This is a genomic window from Methylophilus sp. UBA6697 (assembly GCF_002454655.1).
GTDB lineage: Bacteria > Pseudomonadota > Gammaproteobacteria > Burkholderiales > Methylophilaceae > Methylophilus.
Window position 1 is genome coordinate 13,811 of sequence record NZ_DKJH01000003.1, and the last position, 18,747, is coordinate 32,557.

Consider the following 18,747-nt stretch of genomic DNA (forward strand, 5'->3'; position numbering starts at 1 on the left):
AATCTCTCCAAACACCTGATTTTCATTTTTAAAAATAACCACTTTATTTTAATGGCGAAACCACGTGAGTCGGTTTCGCTTAACCCACAAACTTGCGTGCATTCCTGAACATGCGCATCCACGGGCCGTCCTCTTGCCATCCATCAGGACGCCAGGAGTGTTGTACAGCCCTGAATACACGTTCAGGATGCGGCATCATGATGCTGAAACGGCCGTCTTGCGTAGTGAAACCGGTCAAGCCCTGTGGCGAACCATTCGGGTTAAACGGGTAGACCTCGGTCGCTTGCGCAGCATGGTCAACATAGCGCACAGTTGCCAGTTGCTGTTGTAGCACACTTGTGACAGCGCTGGCATCAGTAAATTCCGTAAAACCTTCGCCATGTGCCACAGCAATCGGCATACGGCTGCCTGCCATGCCATCAAAAAAGATGGATGGCGAGGATAGAATCTCGACCAGCGCCACGCGTGCTTCAAATTGTTCGGACTTGTTGCGCACGAAATGCGGCCAGTGCTCTGCACCAGGAATAATGCTGTGCAGGTTGCTCATCATCTGGCAACCATTACACACGCCCAGTGCAAAGGTATCGGTACGGTTAAAGAAGGCGCTGAATTCATCGCGTGCGCGGCTGTTGAACAAGATGGACTTGGCCCAGCCTTCACCCGCACCCAGCACGTCACCGTAAGAGAAGCCACCACAGGCGACCAGGCCAGCAAAGTCTTTCAGGGACACACGGCCGCTAATGACGTCGCTCATATGCACGTCAACACTGTTAAAACCTGCGCGGTCAAACGCCGCCGCCATTTCGGTCTGGCCGTTTACGCCTTGCTCACGCAGAATCGCCATATTCGGGCGTTTGCTAGTGTTGATATACGGCGCAGCGATATTGTCGTTGAGGTCAAACGTCAGCTTGGCATGCAAACCGGCGTCGTCAGCATTGAGGATGCGGTCATATTCCTGCTGCGCACAGGTCGGGTTATCACGCAGGCTTTGCATGCGGTAAGTGGTTTCAGACCACATACGGTGCAACTCAATCCGCGAAGCTTTGTATTGTGTGTTGCCTTGGCTGATGGCAATGTCATGACCCGTGTTGACCTGGCCGATACGGTGTACACAGGCGCCCAGCGCTTGTTGCAGTTGCGCTGCCATCGCGGCGGCATCCGCTGCACGCACTTGTACCACGGCACCTAGTTCTTCGTTAAAGAGGGTGCTGATGTGATCGTTACCCAGGCTGGACAAGTCAATATTGAGGCCGCAATGACCAGCAAACGCCATTTCTGCCAATGTGACATACAGGCCGCCGTCAGAGCGGTCATGATAAGCCAGCAGTTTGCCATCGCTGTTGAGTTGCTGGATCGCAGCAAAAAACGCTTTCAATTGCGCTGGTTGATCGACATCCGGCACGGTATTGCCCAGTTGCTTGTAGACTTGCGCCAGGGCCGAACCACCCATGCGGTTACGGCCGTTACCGAGGTCGATCAGGATCAGTTCGCTGTCGCCTAAGTCGGTACGCAGTTGTGGCGTCAGTGTTTTGCGTACGTCTGGCGTATTGGCAAACGCAGAAATCACCAGCGAGATGGGGGCGGTAACGGCTTTGTTTTCGCCATTGTCTTGCCACACGGTTTTCATACTCATGGAGTCTTTACCGACCGGGATGCTGATGCCCAGTGCCGGGCACAATTCCATACCTACCGTTTTCACGGTGGCGTACAGTGCGGCATCTTCACCAACATGGCCAGCAGGGGCCATCCAGTTGGCAGACAGTTTGAGGTTGCCGATCTCGCTAATCGAGGCGGCAGCAATGTTGGTAATGGCCTCACCAATCGCCATGCGGCCAGAAGCCGGGGCGTCAATCAGCGCCAGCGGGGCTTTTTCGCCGATGGCAAAGGCTTCGCCAATATTGGTTTCAAAACCGGCGCAAGTCACGGCTACGTTGCTGACCGGCACTTGCCATGGGCCGACCATCTGGTCGCGCGCGATCAGGCCGGTCACACTGCGGTCACCGATGGTAATCAGGAACGTTTTATCGGCCACGCCTGGTAAACGCAGTACGCGTGCCACGGCATCGTTCAAGTCTATGTTGCTGGTATCAAAGGCAGGCAGTGATTTTTGCACGGACTTGACGTCGCGTAACATTTTTGGCGGTTTACCCAGCAATACAGAGAGCTCCATATCGACGGGCTTGTTGGCAAAGTGCGTATCTTCCACGGTTAAGTGGCGTTCTTCCGTGGTCACACCCACCACCGCGAAAGGACAGCGCTCGCGTTCACAAATCGCTTCAAATAATGGCAGTTGGTCTTGTGTGACGGCAAGTACGTAGCGCTCCTGCGCTTCGTTGCTCCACAATTCGCGTGGGCTCATGCCAGGCTCTTCGTTGTGTACGTCACGCAGCTGGAACACTGCACCGACTTTGGCGTCGTTCACCAGCTCTGGGAAGGCGTTAGAAATACCACCAGCGCCGACGTCGTGAATGCTCAAAATCGGGTTTTTTTCGCCCATCTGCCAGCAACGGTCGATCACCTCTTGTGCACGGCGTTGCAACTCAGGGTTGCCACGTTGCACCGAGTCAAAGTCCAGGTTTTCGGTGTTGGCACCGGTATCCATGCTGGAGGCTGCGCCGCCGCCCAGGCCAATCAGCATGGCCGGGCCGCCGAGTTGAATCAGGGCTGAGCCAGGAGGGATGCTATTTTTAAAGCTATGGCTGTCAGAAATGTTACCGACACCACCGGCCAGCATGATGGGCTTGTGATAACCGCGTACTTCTGATTGTCCGTCGGTAGTGCTTGTTTCCAGCTCAAAGGTACGGAAATAACCGGCAATGTTGGGACGGCCAAATTCGTTGTTATAAGCGGCACCACCTAAGGGGCCATCTATCATGATTTGCAGCGGGCTGGCGATACGGCCAGGTTTGCCGTAGTTGGTTTCCCAGGGTTGGTTGAAGTCAGGCAGATTCAGGTTAGACACCGAGAAGCCAGCCAGGCCTGCCTTGGGTTTCGAGCCAATACCGGTGGCGCCTTCGTCACGGATCTCGCCGCCTGCACCTGTCGCAGCACCGGCAAACGGTGAAATCGCGGTCGGGTGGTTATGCGTTTCTACCTTCATCAGGTAGTGCATATTGTCTTCTACAAACTGGTAGCTCTGGTCGGCAGAAGGGTAAAAACGCTTGGTTTTCTGGCCTTGCACAATCGACGAGTTATCCGAATAGGCCACAACGGTGTGGCCAGGGTGCAGTTTGTGCGTATTGCGGATCATGTTGAACAGCGACAATTCCTGCTGTACACCATCAATCACCCAGTCGGCATTGAAAATCTTGTGGCGACAGTGCTCGGAGTTGGCCTGGGCAAACATCATCAGCTCGACATCGGTCGGGTTGCGGCCCATTTTTTTGTAATTTTCCAGCAGATAGTCGACTTCGTCCGGCGACAACGCCAGCCCCATGTCACTGTTGGCAGCTTCGAGCGCGGCCTTGCCCCCGGCCAGGATATCCACGCTGGATAACGGTTTAGGATCGGCGTGGTGATACAGTTTTTCGGCATCGGCCAGGCGGTAGATCACTGTTTCTGTCATGCGGTCCTGAATTGCTGTGCGCAAGGCCTGTTTTTCGGTCTCGGTGAGTGGCTGACCATTTTTTGTTGTCACATAGTAGGCAATGCCGCGCTCCAGGCGCAGCAGGCTGCTGAGGCCGCAGTTATGGGCAATATCAGTGGCACGTGAGGCCCATGGTGAAATGGTGCCTATGCGTGGTGTCACCAACAGCAATTCGCCAGTCGGTGATTCGATATCCGTGTGCGGGCCGTAAGTCAGAATCTGACGCAAGGTGTCTTGTTCAGTGGCACTCAATGCCGTTTCGCTAAAGGCGAAATGCACAAATTCGGTATAAATATGGGCGATATTCGGTGCGCTGATGTTGAGGGCGCTATACAGTTTATCGAGACGGAATTGCGAGAGGGCGGCGCTGCCGCGCAGACTAAAAAAATGCGCTTGACTGGACATGTGACGGTTGGATTTTTCAATGAAAATTCAAACCGTCATTTTAACAGAAAGCGCGTCGTCTCGCAGGGCTAATCGAATCCCAAATAAAATCGGCCACGCACAGGTGGCCGATTGAGAATGGTAGGCACTAGTAACCCAGCGCGCGGGCACTTTGGTAGAACGCAAAGCTTACAACCCACGCCAGTGCTAATGACCAGGTGAGTGATAGCCACATAAAGCCACTGCTTTTGCTTTCGGATTTAAGGGTAGCAATGGTGGATAGGCAGGGCGTATAAATCAGCGTGAACAGCATAAAACTCATGCCTTGTACCCAGTCGATATTGGCTGCAATCTGCTGGCTGAGCGCATCGCCTTGCAAGCCGTAAATAACCGCCAGCGAACCAACGACGATTTCCTTGGCGACAAAGCCAAAGATCAAGGCAATTGCCAAATGGGTGTCAATGCCAATCGGGTCCAGCACTGGCGCAAAAAAGCGGCCTATGCTGCCCGCCCAGGTCTCGGCACTGGCCGGCACGGCAGTGGTAGGCAGGTGTGTGAGCAGCCAGACCATGACCACGCCAATGACGATAAATTTGGTTGCACGTGACAGAAAGTGTTTCACCTCTTGCCAGCCACGCATCCAGATTTGTTGCGGGGTTGGAAAGCGATAGGGCGGCAGTTCGAGTACAAACGGTTCGCGGCTGGCAAATTTGTCTTTGAACAAGACGGCAGTGATGAAAATCGTGGCGAAACTGACCAGGTAGAGCGAGAACAGTACCAGTGCGGCTTGTGAGGGCGGGAACAGGATGGCAATGATAAACAGGAATACCTGTAATCTGGCCGAGCACAGGGACAGTGGGATGGTGAGCATGGTCAGCAAGCGCATGGGGCGGCTACGCATGACGCGCGTGCCCATCAAGGCGGGCACGTTACAGCCAAAGCCCATCAGCATCATGACAAAGCCACGGCCATCCAGCCCCATTTTTGCCATCAGGGTGTCCATGAGAAAGGCTGCGCGTGACAAGTAACCGCTATCTTCGACCATGCTCATGACTAAAAAGAACAGGACAATAATTGGCACAAACGCGGCCACCGTGCTAAAGCCTGTATACAGGCCGTCCAGTAGCAAACCATTTAACCAGGTGGGTAAACTGGCCAGCAGTGGTTCTAACGCCGTGCTGCGCAAGCTGTCAAACAGCCATGCCATGCCCTCTTGTAACGGGGCGCCGACGGTAAAAATAAACTGAAACAACAGGAACACTGAAAGCAGGAAGAGTGGCAAGCCCAGCCATGGATGTAACAGTACCTTGTCCAGGCGGTCGGTCAGCGAGTGATTGAGTTGCAGCGGAAAATGCACGGTGCGGTCAATAATCTGGTGCATTTCCTGCTCGATGACATTGTCCATCTCCAGCTTGCCCGCGATGGTTTCTGGCGTCACCAGGTTAGGTTGCTGCAGGATCGTTTGTGCCGCCAGTTGCAATGCCTCAGGGCAGCCCTGGCCATATTTGGCGCTAATGGTGCGCACTGGTATGCCCAGTTGTTTGCTCATCGCTTGTGCATCAATCGTAATGCCTGCGCGTTTGGCTTCATCTTCCATATTCAGCAGCAATACTGCAGGTAAGCCGAGGGCGCGAATTTGCAAAGCGAGCGATAATTGGCGGTCAATCTGGGCACTGTTTAAAATAATCAGCACCAGGTCAACCGGATGGTGGCTGAGAAAATGACGCACGACGTGCTCATCATCTGAGAAACCATGCAAATCATAGAGGCCGGGCAAATCTACCAGTTCAGCAATATGGCCGCCCAGCAGTATTTTGGCACTCATTAAATCCACAGTAATCCCTGGCCAGTTGCCGACCCGGGCGGACGCACCGCTTAAGCGATTGAACAGGGTGGATTTGCCCGTGTTGGGCATTCCGAGCAGGGCAACACGTTTCATGCAGTGATGGATTCTGTCTGGTTGGAGAGAAGGTGCACATGGATGGCTTTGGCATCCTGCAGGCGGATAATGACGTCTGTCGAGCCGATGCGTACATGCAATGGGCCATTGAACGCGGCCTGGCGGATGACTTCCAGCTGTTTGCCAGACCGGAAACCCAAAGCGCTCAGGCGTTGTGATAAGGCCTGTTCAGCATGGATGCGATCAATCATGGCTGACTGGCCGGGTTTGAGGGCGTCAAGATGCATGTGCATATTACAAATGAGAATAATTCTTGATTTTATCTCAGATTGACGGGCAAAGGAATGTTTCTGTGCGGGTCTGGCGGGTGATCGCCTCATGCAGAGGCGATGCGCAGCAAATAAAAAAGCCAGTTTAGACTGGCTTTTTTATTGATTTGTTACAAGCGGTTTTGATTACTTCTTCTCGATGCCGCTGACATCAATTTTTGCTTTGTCTTTCAGGCCCAACATGTATTTTTCCAGTTTACGTTGTTGCAACGTACGCTCAATACCTTCTTGCACTTTTTCATAAGGCGGTGCTTGCAGTGCGCGTGTATCCACCAGCTTGATCACATGCCAGCCGAATTGTGACTGTACTGGCTCAGGCGTTGTTTCGCCTTTTTTCAAACCAACCAGTGCTTCGGCAAATGGTCTTACCATGCCAGCCGGTGAGAACCAGCCCAGATCGCCACCTTTGTCTTTAGAGCCTGGATCTTGTGATTTCTCTTTAGCAATTTTCGCAAAGTCAGTGCCTTTTTTCAGGTCGGCAATAATGGCTTTGGCTTCTGCTTCAGTTTTTACCAGAATATGGCGCGCATTATATTCTTTGTCGCCCAGCTCTTTTTTGTACTGTTCGTAGCCTTCTTTTTTCTCGGCATCCGTGACTGGATTTTTCTTGATGAAGTCAGCCAGGAATGCGTTGACCAGCAATTTACGACGTGCCAGTTCTTCGCTTGCGATAAAGTCAGGCAGTTTGTCGATGCCAGCTTTTTGCGCTTCCTGGTAAGCCAGTTCTGAACCAACCAACTCGTTGACCACGGCGGCTTTCATGCCATCATTGGCTTTCTGGCCGGTACGTGCTTCAGCATCACGTAAAATAAAGTCTACCCAGGTTTTTTTAATTGGTTTGCCATTGACTGTGGCAACCGCATCGGCATCGGCCGCGTATACATGTGGCAGTGCGCTTAAGCAAGCAATCGCCAACATTACTTTCAAAAATTTCATGCAATATCCTTATATAACGATTTGAGTTGGTGCGATATTAAAAAACAGAAATGTTTCAACTAAATGACTCATCAGTCGATAGGGCCTGAATACTGAGCGCGTGTATGCGATGAGGCATTAAATCTTGTAAGCATTGATAGACCATGCGATGCCGCATTATCTGTGATTTTCCTGAAAATAGCGAGCTTTTTACCGTGAGCGTGAAATGCCCGCCGCCCGTGTTCCCTGCATGTCCGCGATGCAGTTCACTGTCATCCTGTATCTCAAGAAGTGTGGGTGCCAGCGGCTGCAAACGTTGCTCGATTTCTGCTTTTAACATGTTATGGCAGCGTCTTTCTAAAAGGTTTGACTTCTACCTTGCCATAGACGCCTGCATGCACGAAAGGGTCGTCATTGGCCCAGTTGGTGGCTGCCTGTAAAGAATCGAATTCTGCCACAATCAGGCTGCCGCTAAACCCGGCTGCGCCAGGGTCCACGCTATCAATGGCGGGCAATGGCCCGGCGAGTAGCAAGCGCCCTTCATTCTGTAGCTGTTGCAAGCGTGCCAGATGTGGCGGACGATGTTCCAGCCGCAGCGGCAGACTGTTAGCAGTGTCTTGGGCGTAAATCATGTAAAGCATGGTGGTTTTCTCTTAGTCAGGCAGATGGGGTGTTTTGTTCAATCCAATGTTCTTTTAACGCAAACACTTGCACAATAATAAAGATAAACATCAGGCTGGTGGCGCCAAACAGTTTGAAATTGACCCAGTCATCTTCGCTGAAATGAAAAGCCACATAGAGGTTGAGTATGCCCATGCCTACCAAAAAAGCAATCCAGCACAGGTTGAGTCGGTCCCAGATCGCCAGCGGCGGTGCCATCATTTTGCCCAGCATATTTTCGATCAGGTTGCGTTTGAGCGCGTAGCGGCTGAAGAGCAATACCAGTGCACCGATCCAGTAAATTGCAGTGGGTTTCCACATAATATAGGTTTTATCATGCAGCAATAAGGTGATGCCGCCGAGCACGGTAATCACCGCGCCGTTAATCACCAGCATCTTGTCTATCTTGCCGCGTTTGATCCAGAGTATCAGCATCAGGACCAGGGTGCTGATCATGGCGACAGCGGTTGCAGTAAAAATGCCCGCTTTTTTATAGGCAATAAAAAAGAGAATAACGGGGAGTAAATCGGTAATGACTTGCATGACTGGCTTCAGGTGACTGAATTCCTGCTATCTGTGAGGGCACTATTTTGCTATGATTTCTGTCAAAATGTAAAGTTAGTCGCTTTGTTGTCATCCTTTTTATTCAAACGGCGCCCCATATCCATCATGTCTGTTCCCATTGATTTACATTGCCACTCCACCCTGTCAGACGGGCTGCTTTCGCCTGAAGACCTGGTTGCGCATGCGGCGAGCAGGGGGGTGCGGGTGCTCGCGCTGACCGATCACGATGAAGTGGGCGGGTTGGCACGGGCACGCGCTGCGGCCGAGCAGTTAGGTATCTCTTTTATTGATGGCGTTGAGATTTCCGTCACCTGGAAAAATCGTACCTTGCATATTGTCGGTCTGCGTGTCGATCCGCAACATCCAGAGTTGTTAGCTGCCTTTGCTAAAGTGCGCGAGGGACGTGATGCCCGCGCCAGGCAAATTGCCGCAGGGTTGGCCAAGGCAGGTATCGCAGATGCATATGAAGGCGCGCGCGAACTCTCGGGCAACAGCGTGATGACGCGCAGTCATTTTGCACAGTTTATGGTGAAACGTGGCCATGCCAAAAACATCAAGTCAGTGTTTAAAAAATATATGGTCAAAGGCAAGCCAGGCTATGTCAACCATGAATGGATGAGCCTGGAAGAAGCCATGCAGCTGATTCGTGATAGCGGCGGGGTGGCGGTGCTGGCTCACCCGGGTCGTTATGACTTGGGGTTTGTGAATATGCATCTGCTATTAAATGAATTCAGAAATCTGGGCGGTGCAGCGATTGAAGTGGTCACTGGTAGCCACCAACCGCCGCAGTATGAGCAATTTGCCAAGCTGGCGCATCGTTTTGATCTAAAGGCTTCGCAAGGCTCTGATTACCACGGCCCGGGCATGTCTTATATGGATATGGGGCGTTTGCCCGCATTGCCCGCCGGTTGCGTGCCTGTGTGGCAGGACTGGCCCGAAGCCAGTCAACTGCAAGCAGTAGCGAGTTAGCGCATCCTCTAATCATGGCACAGTATTTTGTGATTCATGCGGAGAACCCGCAAACCCGATTAATCCAGCAAGCTGCGCAGTGGTTAAAGCAGGGTGGAGTGCTGGCCTGTCCTACTGACTCCAGTTATGCCCTGGTCTGCCTGATGGAGTTCAAAGAGGCACAAACCCGTATCCGCCGTTTGCGTGGCGTCGATGATGAGCATCCGTTTACCCTGATTTGCCGTGACCTGGCTGAGATCGGCACTTATGCCAAAGTGAATAACAGCCAGTTCCGCTTGCTTAAGGCGATGACGCCGGGCGCTTATACCTTTTTGCTGGAGGCCAGCCGCGAGGTGCCGCGCCGATTGCAGCATCCCAAGCGCAGCACCATTGGCTTGCGTGTGCCTAAGCATATCGTCACGCAAGCCTTGCTGGAGTCGCTGGATTCGCCCTTGCTCAGCATGACCTTGCAGTTGCCTGGCGATGAAGCGCCCATGTCTGTCGGCTGGGAAATCCGTGAAGCGCTGGAACATCAGATTGACGCAGTGATCGACAGTGATATTGTGCATGTGGGCGCCACTACGGTGGTCGATTTGACGCAAGACCCGCCCGAGCTGGTGCGCGCGGGCGTTGCGCCTTGGCCTTGATAGGCACTTGATTTGGCCGGACATTTATTCTTAGACGCTGTGACAGAGTGTTGACTTTAGCTGGAAGTGTTACATGGAACTCACTGTTGTACAGAAAATTGCCGCTTACGCCTTGCCCATCCTGTTTGCGATCACGGTACATGAGGCGGCGCATGGCTATGCCGCCAAGTTCTTTGGTGACCTGACCGCCGAGCGCATGGGCAGGATTACCCTCAACCCTTTCAAGCATATAGACCCGATTGGCACGATTTTACTGCCTGCACTCAGCATTATTCTGGGGGGCGTGCTGTTCGGCTGGGCCAAACCGGTGCCTGTCAACTTTGGACAATTGCGTCGTCCCAAGCAGGATATGTTGTGGGTGGCACTGGCGGGCCCGGCGTCTAACTTTGCCATGGCCATTGTGTGGGGATTGATACTGGCGCGGATTGCATTATTCCCGGAGTCAGCCCAGGCTTTTTTAGCACAGATGAGCCTGGCAGGCATCCAGATTAACCTGGTCTTGCTAGTGCTGAACTTGTTTCCGCTGCCACCTTTGGATGGCGGCCGCATTGCTGTCAGCCTGTTACCCATGCAAGCAGCGATCAAGTTTGCACAAATAGAGCGTTATGGCATGCTGATTCTTATCGCCTTATTATTCACTGGCATTCTGGGTGTTTTATTGTCGCCGGTGCTCAAGTTTTTTCAGCAGTTATTGACCATGCTGGTCATGTAGCTGCGCTGGTGAGGTATTGGTGAAGCCGCTGAACCAGCGGCTTCATGCTATTTGCAGCTAGTGTTTGATAGCGTCCAGCGTCAGCTTGCTTGGCACGTGATCGCGGTCTGCCTTCACGGTTGTTGGGGTAGTGATCGAAACCCGTTCGGCACCGACGCCTGCAGCCAGTAACGCTTTCTGGATGGCGTCGGCGCGTGCCTTGGCCAAGGCTTGCAAGTCAGCGTCGGTGACCTGGATGCTAGTGGTTAGTGCTTCCTGTGCTTGCGCGTAAAAACCTTCGGGCGCTTTTTCCAGTTTGGCTGCCAGTCGTTTGAGCAAGCCTTTATTGTTCAGGCGGTCATGCAATGTTTGTATGGCCGATTGCACTTTGGGATTATTTAAATCAATTGGTCCCGCTGCCTGCCCAGGCTCCAGGCGTACACCGGCTTCTGCTGCCACTTGTTTGCGCAAGCTGGCTTCCTGAATGGCGCGTGTATCTGCGGCTACATCGTAGCCAGGTACAATGCCCAGTGCTAATTGCTGGCGTTTGGCGAGCGCGTTGCTTACCGTGTGTAATTTCTCCAGTTCCGGCGGTGCCATTGTGGCATTGCCGGGGTCAAACACAATCGCTTCCAGCTTTTCACCACCACCAAACAGTTTGCCTAGCGCGCTGAATGGCGCGGTCACGATTTTGGTCAGTACGTTGGTGAAGGCTTTCCAGACAATCCCGCCTATGCTGAACTTGGGGTCGTCCAGGCTGCCACTGACCGGCAAGTCCAGGTCAATCACTCCATCACTGTCTTCCAAAATGGCGATCGCCAGGTCCAGGGGCAGGTTAGGCGCATCTTTGCTATCAACTCTTTCACCCAGGGTGAGTTTGTTGATGACAAACTTGTTTTCACCCGCCAGTACACGCTGTTTGATTTTATAGCCCAAGTCTACAGACAGCTTGCCAGATTCAATTTTGCGCCCGGCAAACTTACCGGAATAGGGCGTGAGGCGATTCATCTCCAGGTTGGTGAATGCCAGTTTGATATCGGTAAACTCTGTGGTTTTAAACGGTTGCAACGAGCCACGGATGCGTGCTGCACCGTAATCATCTACCTTGCCGTCCAGTTCGACTTGTGCAGTCGATGACGGGTTGCTGGAAATGCCGTTGATGACGCCGCCCAGGGTGTGGATGTACGTGCCAAACGGTTGTGGCAGTGATAAGTCAGCGAACTCTAGCTCGGCGTTATTGATGCGTACCGTATCAATTGCAACCGGGAAGTCGCTGCTAGTGCTGGCAGGCGTTGCCGTTGCGGTGGTTTGACTCACGGGGGCTGGCGCCGCCTTCGTTGTGGTCGATGCGGTTGCCGCTGTCTGGTCTGGCGTAGCCGTGCGCATGACCTTGGTGATATTCAGGCTACGGTCAGGATAAATGATAAATTTGCTTTGCGGCTTGCTTAAGGTCAGCGTGCTTAATTGCAGTTTGTTGGGCGCCAGTGATAGCGCCAAGCCGTCTCCTTGCAGTTTCTCCCAGCGTAAAAACGGTTGCTGGCTCGCCTCCTCCAGGATGGACAGCTGGTTGACACTAAAGCCGCCGTCAAACTTGGTTGCCCCGCTGCTGGTTTGTTGTAGTTTGCCCTGCAGGCTGGCAGAACCGTTTTCCAGTTGCAGTAAGGCAGCTTGCTGGATATAAGGGGCAAAGGGTTTCAGTGACAGGTCTGTGAGTGTGCATTGCAACTCTGTTTTAAAAGGCGCTGCAGCCAGTTTGCCTTGCAGGTTGAACTGACCGCCTTGTTTGACCTTGAATCCAGCTTTCACCGGCAGCAAGCGTGCCATATTCTGGCTCAGGTCGCTAGCTTCCACGCTGGCATCCACCACATCCAGCACCACAGGTGTCGGTGTCGATTGATCTTCAATATGAATATCTGCCTGTTGCAAAGCCAGCCGCTTCACGGCGTAAGACCATGGTTTCGCGGGCGCCGCTGCCTGTGTGCTTGTCTTGGCAGTCGCCGTGTGGCTGCCCGAGGCAGGTGCCAGCATGGCTTGCCAGTTCAGGCGTTGATCCGCTTGCCTGATCACGGTTGTTTTGAATCCTTGCAACTGAATCGCGGCAACATCAACTTTTTGTTGGTCCAGCGCCAGTTGTGCATTATTCAGCGCAAACCTGGCTAATTGTGCGGCCGGCTTTTTATCTGATTGGACGCTCAGTTGTGTTGCTTCCAGTTGCACATTTTTTAGCGCCAAGCCTGACGTATTATCTACCGCCAGCTGTAGATTTAAGTCGCCAACCGTGGCTTGCAAGGGCTTGGCAAATTGCTGGTCGGTGTAAGCGAGCTGCCAGTGCGCCAGGGCAATGTCGTCTACCGCAAATTGAAAGGGGGCGCTGGCCTTTTCATCGACCTTTTCATCTGGCACCGCAGGTGCCTCAGCAGGCGGGGGCGTGGCTGCTGCAGGTTCGGCAAACGCGTGTTGCCAATCAAGCCCGGCAGCCGTTTGTGTCGCCGATAACTGCCCTTTGCTTAATAAGATGTGTGCCACATTGGCCCGGCGTTCTGCCAAATTGAGGCTGACATTTTCGATCGCCAGTTCTGGCAATGTAAATAATGTTTTTTGTGCTTGTTGTAACTGAGTTTGCTCAATATGCAGGTTCAGCTTGTCAAATGTGAGTTGTGCCTGCTTGTCCTGCTCGAAGACCAGCTTGGGCAAAGCCAGGCTGCTTTTGGCAATTGAAACGTCTGCCTGTAGTTTATGCAGTTTGAGTTGGTCGAGTTGAATGTTGATGTCTTGTGTCGTGACCAATAACCGTTTTTGTTGATCTAGCGTCAGATGTTTGGCTTTGACTTCCAACTGCGAAAAAGCGAGTTGATCACCTTGCGCCAATGCGCCTGCCAAATCGTTCACGCGTAGCTTTGCATCGCTGACTAACAGTTTCGGTTGTTGATTCGGCAAAGAAAAGTCATAGTTAAACTGGCTGGCAAACGTACCTGCCGTGACTTGCAGCGGCAACTTGGCCGTGTTTATCCATTGCATGACTTTGGCGATTTGCAAACCTTCGATCGCCAGTGAGCCTTGTGATGCCAGTGGATTGACGCCAAAATTGCCTTTCCACTTGATGGTCGCGCCCTGGTACGGCAGTTTGGCGGCAATCAGGTAGTCGCCACGGTCTTTAGGTAGCGTGGAAAAGCCTTCGAGTTCAAAGTCCAGTGGCTTGAGTGAGGCTTGTAGCGGCGTGGCGTGTTGCGCATCCTGGTAATCGATATTGCCCTGGCTGATCGCGATATTTTCAATGATGACACGCGGCAAGTCTTTATTTGGCGGCGTTGGGTCCTCGTTGAGTTTTGCAATGAGGTCAGCCCAGTTGAGGCGGCCCTGTTTGGAGATATGCACATCGACGCGCGGCGCTGTCAGCGTAATTTGCTTGAGTTTCCAGGCCCAGTTGAACAGGCCGCTGGCTTCAAGATCGACCACCAGTTTGTCAAACGATGCCAGTGGCGCACCGTTTTTTTCGGTCAGCGCCAGCTTCTCGATGGTTGCGATGAGGTGCAGCGGGTCAAATGTGACTTTTTCTACACTGGCTTTACTGGCCAATTGGTGTTCGGCTACCCATGGTAACAGCCATTTTGCCAGCGGATTGATAGCCAGCCAGGCAAATAAAAAGTAGAAGACAATAAGCCCGGCAAGCACCTTGAAAGTCAGTGATTGCACCAGGGGACGTAAGAAAGGGGGCAGGCGATTCAACATAGGTGTTAATTTAGCAGAAATTAAATCTTTTATATCGTTTGTTGACACCGGAAAGTGACAAATCTTTGCGTGCCACACACGGCCAGGGATAGCCACGAATAAGTCAGGCAACCCATGTCATGAAGGTGACATTGCCATCCGTTTTCATGTATGCTTAAGTTAACGCGTTATACAGGATGCTGTTTTCAGCAGTAACTATGGCTTCAGAGCCGGATAAGTTGTCTCACAAACCCTCACTTTTAGAACGATTAAGCCATTTTCTTCTGCGCGAGCCAGAAGACCGCGAGCAACTGGTCGAGTTGCTGCATGGGGCTTATGAAAATCACCTGATGGACAGCGATTCGCTGGCCATGATTGAAGGTGTCCTGCAAGTCAGTGAAATGCAGGTCAGGGATATCATGATCCCGCGTTCGCAAATGGACGTCATTGATATTGCCCAGCCGCCAGAAAGCTTTCTGCCGTTTGTCATTGAAACGGCGCACTCCCGCTTCCCTGTCATTGAAGATAATAAAAACGATGTGATCGGCATTTTGCTGGCCAAGGACTTGTTGCGCTATTACGCCAACGAGACATTCGAGCTGCGCGATATGCTGCGTCCGGCGGTGTTTATTCCCGAGTCCAAGCGCCTGAATGTGTTGTTAAAAGAGTTCCGCAGTAACCGTAACCACATTGCCATTGTGGTCGATGAGTATGGTGGCGTAGCTGGTATGGTGACGATTGAAGATGTGCTGGAGCAAATTGTCGGCGACATCGAGGACGAATACGATGATGATGAAGGCGAAGGCAATATCATTCAGCAGGAGCCGGGCATTTATCGCGTCAAAGCCTTGACCGAGATTCCTGAATTTAATGAAGCCATAGGCACCGAGTTTAGCGACGAAGAGTTTTCTACCGTGGGTGGCCTGGTGGTGAATCACTTCGGTCATTTGCCCAAGCGAGGCGAGCAGATCCGTATTGATAATCTCAGTGTCACCGTGGTACATGCCGACAGTCGCCGTGTACATGTGTTATTAGTCGAACAGTTGCCGGAAGAGGCGTATCCTATCGAGTCTGTGTAGTGCCTCTTGTATGAACCTATTGCTGTTTTAATTGCCTGAGTTTCTGAGTATAAAGGAGAATCATGATGAGAGCACAAACTTGGTTAAACGGGGTATTGGCTGTTGCATTATTGTCTTTAAGCGGCGCGGTGCTGGCAGGTGCGGCGGCTGGCAAGTTGCCTGAGGACGAGCAGGGCTTTGTTGATGCGGTGGGCAAGCTGAATCGTGCGCAGTTAATTGCATTATTGGGCGAGCCAGCGCGCGCTGAAGATGTGAAGTTAAAAGACAGTGGGCGCGTGGTGGCTTCTATCTGGCATTATCACAATATCAATAAAGATGCCGCGGGGGCTTATTACCCAACCACAGAGCTTGATCTGATTGATGACCAGGTCAGTGTGGTGGTGTTTCTGAATAATGATGGGTCTGATGCCAATGCTGGTCAGACGTATGAAGTACAACCGAATCCCGCCGATTTGTAATCTTTAGATTTTTGTGGGTAGTTAAAAAGCAAAGGGCGCCACAGCGCCCTTTGTCATATCACTATCGCCAGAAAATTATTTTTTCAGGCTGTCACGAATTTCACGTAACAAGACGATATCTTCCGGTGTCGCTGCTGGCGCAGGCGCTGGTTCGGCCTGTTTCAGGCTGTTCATGAATTTAACCATCTGGAAAATAATAAATGCCAGAATAACGAAGTTGAGCACAATGGTGATGAAATTACCGTAAGCCAGCACCGCGCCCAGTTTTTTGGCCTCTGCCAGGGCCAGGTCAGCCGACTGGCCGTTGAGTGGCACATACAGGTTGCTAAAATCAAAACCGCCAAAGATTCGGCCGATGACCGGCATGATAATGTCGTTCACCATGGAATCAACGATCTTGCCGAAGGCACCGCCAATGATGACACCGACCGCCAGGTCCATGACATTGCCCTTCAGCGCAAATTGTTTAAACTCGGTCATCACACTCATTCACTTACTCCTGATGTTAATAATTGTAGATAGTTGCAAATGATGACTATAGGCGCGGACTTGCCAGCTTGTCAATTGCCGGGGCGCTGATCTTTTACCTGTCACGGTTGAATAGGGTGCTGTGTGATATATTGAATCATTCTGGTTTTTGATGGATTAAAAAGAGTCTACATGCAGTTGTTTCACAGCTTGCGCGAGTTGCGCGCATTTCTGGCCAGTCGCCGCGACCAGCGCGTGGGGTTTGTGCCAACCATGGGTAATTTACATGCGGGGCATTGCCAGCTGGTGACGCTGGCGAAGAAGCATGCGGACCTGGTGGTGGTCAGTATTTTTGTAAATCCGCTGCAATTTGGTGCCAATGAGGATTTCGGCAGTTATCCGCGTACCTTGCAGTCTGACTGTGACAAACTGCAAGCCGTGGGCGCTGATGTGGTGTTTGCACCAGCAGTGGAGGAGATGTACCCCGACTTTGATGGCCAGGATTTGCACCAGCAGATGGTGATTCAACCGCCACCTTTGGCCGATGATCTATGTGGCGCCAGCCGTCCTGGCCATTTTGCCGGTGTAGCGACTGTAGTCGCCAAACTGTTTCATATGGTGCAACCGCAAGTGGCGGTGTTTGGCAAAAAAGACTACCAGCAGCTAATGGTGATCCGCGCATTGGTGCGGCAACTCAATTTTGAGATTGAAATCATTGCCGGGGAAACCGCACGTGAGGCTTCCGGCCTGGCCATGAGCTCAAGAAATGGCTATTTGACCGCAGCAGAAAAAACACAGGCCGCGCAGTTAAACCAGCAGTTGCAAGGCATGAAACAAGCCTTGCTGACTGGCCAGCGTGACTATGCGGCTTTGCAAACGCAAGCCTGTTTAGCGTTAAGCCAACAGGGCTGGCAGGTAGATTATGTAGAGGTTCGGCGTCAACAGTCGCTGACCTTGCCGGATGCGCAGACCCGTGAATGGGTGATACTGGCGGCAGCCAGGTTGGGCAAGACGCGACTCATCGATAACTGCGAAGTCAGCGCCTGATGCAATTGCGTGTGTTTTTTGATAAATTTATTTTGCGCTAAGCTATTGATAACTTTATAATTACGACCTTTTCCGCGCGAGTGGAAGTTCGAGCTAAGGGACGCAATGCAAAGAACCATGTTGAAATCAAAGCTGCATCGAGTGCGTGTGACGCATAGCGAGCTGCACTATGAAGGCAGCTGTGCGATTGATGAAGCCTTGCTGGAGGCCGCCAATATTCATGAATATGAGCAAATCCAGATTTACAACATCAACAATGGTGAGCGTTTCACAACTTATGCCATTCGTGCCGAGCGTCACTCTGGCGTGATTTCGGTGAATGGTGCTGCGGCGCACAAAGCGGATCCTGACGATTTGATTATTATTGCCAGCTATTCCCAATATACCGAAGCCGAATTGACTCACTACCATCCGCAACTGGTTTACGTCGATGCGCAAAACCGCATTGTCGAGCAAAAAAACCATATTCCTGCGCAAGCCGCCTGATTTTGAATACACCTATGCAACCAAACATTGATACCCTGTCTCTTGAAGAGATGAAACTGGCCGTCGTCGACGCGCTGGAAGATATTAAAGCCTTTGACATCACCGTAATGGACGTGCGCCGTATGACGGCGGTGACCAGCTACATGATTGTCGCCAGTGGTAACTCTACCCGCCAATGCAAGGCAATCGCCGATAATGTGCGTGAAAAGCTGAAAGAAAAAGGCCTGGAAGCGCGCGGCGTAGAGGGCGAAAAAGAAGGCGAGTGGGTATTGGTCGATTTAGGCGATATCGTGGTGCATGTCATGGTGCCAACCACTCGCGCTTATTACAACATTGAACAACTGTGGACCGAGTCACAGACGCGTCGCACGGCTTCTGCTGCCTAAAAGCACGACACTCCTCCAGGTATGAAACTCAATATCATCTCGGTCGGCCATAAAATGCCCGACTGGGTTGAAACCGCCTGCGCGGAATACTTGAAACGCATGCCGCGTGAGCTTGAAACACGCATCATCGAAATCAAACCTGATAAGCGTGCGGCCGGTAAGAATAGTGAAGTGGTGCAGGAAGCCGAAGCCAAGCGTATCCTGGAAGTGGCCGGTAAAGATTACCTGGTGGCGCTGGATGAGCGTGGCCAGGCCGTGACTACCTTGCAACTGGCAGAAAAGCTTAAAAGCTGGCAGGAAATGGGGCGTGATGTGTCCTTGGTCGTGGGTGGTGCTGATGGTTTGCATGCACAACTCAAAACGCAGGCGCAATGGCTGTTCAGCTTGTCTAAATTGACCATGCCGCATGGCATGGTGCGTGTGATGCTGGCCGAGCAACTTTATCGCGCCCACACGGTTCTAAGTGGTCATCCCTATCACCGAGAGTAACG

The 18,747-nt window shown here is 52.2% G+C and carries 18 protein-coding genes; 9 read left to right on the top strand and 9 right to left on the bottom strand.

Annotated features, from left to right (window positions below; all coding sequences use genetic code 11):
- Positions 1–79: 79 nt before the first annotated feature.
- The 7 genes from purL to B3355_RS01335 all read right to left on the bottom strand — a co-directional run bounded on the left by purL (position 80) and on the right by B3355_RS01335 (position 8,317).
- Positions 80–3,991, bottom strand: a complete 3,912-nt coding sequence (gene purL, locus B3355_RS01305) for a phosphoribosylformylglycinamidine synthase (protein ID WP_292779514.1) — start codon at positions 3,989–3,991, stop codon at positions 80–82.
- 127 nt (positions 3,992–4,118) lie between these two features.
- The gene (gene feoB, locus B3355_RS01310) at positions 4,119–5,909 is read right to left on the bottom strand and encodes a ferrous iron transport protein B (protein ID WP_292779517.1); all 1,791 of its coding nucleotides are present in this window, start codon (positions 5,907–5,909) and stop codon (positions 4,119–4,121) included.
- A complete protein-coding gene (locus B3355_RS01315) occupies positions 5,906–6,163 on the bottom strand; it encodes a FeoA family protein (RefSeq protein ID WP_019881683.1) in 258 nt (85 codons plus the stop codon). Before B3355_RS01315 ends, feoB begins: the two co-directional genes overlap by 4 nt.
- Positions 6,164–6,325: 162 nt before the next feature.
- Complete coding sequence (locus tag B3355_RS01320; protein ID WP_019881684.1) at positions 6,326–7,135, bottom strand: peptidylprolyl isomerase; 810 nt, start codon at positions 7,133–7,135, stop codon at positions 6,326–6,328.
- 55 nt (positions 7,136–7,190) lie between these two features.
- Positions 7,191–7,454: a BolA family protein gene (locus B3355_RS01325; RefSeq protein ID WP_033425676.1), complete on the bottom strand. Its 264-nt coding sequence runs from the start codon at positions 7,452–7,454 to the stop codon at positions 7,191–7,193.
- Position 7,455: 1 nt separating this feature from the next.
- On the bottom strand, positions 7,456–7,755 hold the full coding sequence (locus B3355_RS01330; protein WP_019881685.1) for a YciI family protein: 300 nt from the start codon (positions 7,753–7,755) through the stop codon (positions 7,456–7,458).
- A 16-nt stretch (positions 7,756–7,771) separates the two neighbouring features.
- Positions 7,772–8,317: a septation protein A gene (locus tag B3355_RS01335; protein ID WP_024929673.1), complete on the bottom strand. Its 546-nt coding sequence runs from the start codon at positions 8,315–8,317 to the stop codon at positions 7,772–7,774.
- Between the two features lie 126 nt (positions 8,318–8,443).
- On the opposite strand from B3355_RS01335, the gene B3355_RS01340 reads away from it, so the two are divergent.
- The 3 genes from B3355_RS01340 (at position 8,444) to B3355_RS01350 (ending at position 10,645) form a co-directional block, all read left to right on the top strand.
- Positions 8,444–9,307, top strand: coding sequence for a 3',5'-nucleoside bisphosphate phosphatase (locus B3355_RS01340; RefSeq protein ID WP_024929674.1), 864 nt, complete (start codon positions 8,444–8,446; stop codon positions 9,305–9,307).
- 14 nt (positions 9,308–9,321) lie between these two features.
- Complete coding sequence (locus B3355_RS01345; protein WP_292779524.1) at positions 9,322–9,933, top strand: L-threonylcarbamoyladenylate synthase; 612 nt, start codon at positions 9,322–9,324, stop codon at positions 9,931–9,933.
- 73 nt (positions 9,934–10,006) lie between these two features.
- Positions 10,007–10,645, top strand: coding sequence for a site-2 protease family protein (locus B3355_RS01350; RefSeq protein ID WP_024929676.1), 639 nt, complete (start codon positions 10,007–10,009; stop codon positions 10,643–10,645).
- A 57-nt stretch (positions 10,646–10,702) separates the two neighbouring features.
- Here the strand turns inward: B3355_RS01350 and B3355_RS01355 are convergent, their stop codons facing one another.
- The gene (locus B3355_RS01355) at positions 10,703–14,353 is read right to left on the bottom strand and encodes a DUF748 domain-containing protein (protein WP_292779526.1); all 3,651 of its coding nucleotides are present in this window, start codon (positions 14,351–14,353) and stop codon (positions 10,703–10,705) included.
- 197 nt (positions 14,354–14,550) lie between these two features.
- Between B3355_RS01355 and B3355_RS01360 the strand changes: the two genes are divergently transcribed.
- Together B3355_RS01360 and B3355_RS01365 are read left to right on the top strand one after the other, a co-directional pair.
- Positions 14,551–15,411, top strand: coding sequence for an HlyC/CorC family transporter (locus B3355_RS01360; protein WP_292779528.1), 861 nt, complete (start codon positions 14,551–14,553; stop codon positions 15,409–15,411).
- 65 nt (positions 15,412–15,476) lie between these two features.
- A complete protein-coding gene (locus tag B3355_RS01365; protein WP_019881692.1) occupies positions 15,477–15,869 on the top strand; it encodes a hypothetical protein in 393 nt (130 codons plus the stop codon).
- A gap of 75 nt (positions 15,870–15,944) precedes the next feature.
- Here the strand turns inward: B3355_RS01365 and mscL are convergent, their stop codons facing one another.
- Positions 15,945–16,358, bottom strand: coding sequence for a large conductance mechanosensitive channel protein MscL (mscL, locus tag B3355_RS01370; protein ID WP_019881693.1), 414 nt, complete (start codon positions 16,356–16,358; stop codon positions 15,945–15,947).
- A gap of 171 nt (positions 16,359–16,529) precedes the next feature.
- On the opposite strand from mscL, the gene panC reads away from it, so the two are divergent.
- From panC to rlmH, 4 genes are all read left to right on the top strand, one after another.
- The gene (panC, locus tag B3355_RS01375) at positions 16,530–17,384 is read left to right on the top strand and encodes a pantoate--beta-alanine ligase (RefSeq protein ID WP_292779531.1); all 855 of its coding nucleotides are present in this window, start codon (positions 16,530–16,532) and stop codon (positions 17,382–17,384) included.
- A gap of 105 nt (positions 17,385–17,489) precedes the next feature.
- A complete protein-coding gene (panD, locus tag B3355_RS01380; protein WP_024929679.1) occupies positions 17,490–17,870 on the top strand; it encodes an aspartate 1-decarboxylase in 381 nt (126 codons plus the stop codon).
- A 14-nt stretch (positions 17,871–17,884) separates the two neighbouring features.
- A complete protein-coding gene (rsfS, locus tag B3355_RS01385; protein ID WP_019881696.1) occupies positions 17,885–18,256 on the top strand; it encodes a ribosome silencing factor in 372 nt (123 codons plus the stop codon).
- Positions 18,257–18,277: 21 nt separating this feature from the next.
- On the top strand, positions 18,278–18,745 hold the full coding sequence (gene rlmH, locus B3355_RS01390; RefSeq protein WP_024929681.1) for a 23S rRNA (pseudouridine(1915)-N(3))-methyltransferase RlmH: 468 nt from the start codon (positions 18,278–18,280) through the stop codon (positions 18,743–18,745).
- Positions 18,746–18,747: the final 2 nt, after the last annotated feature.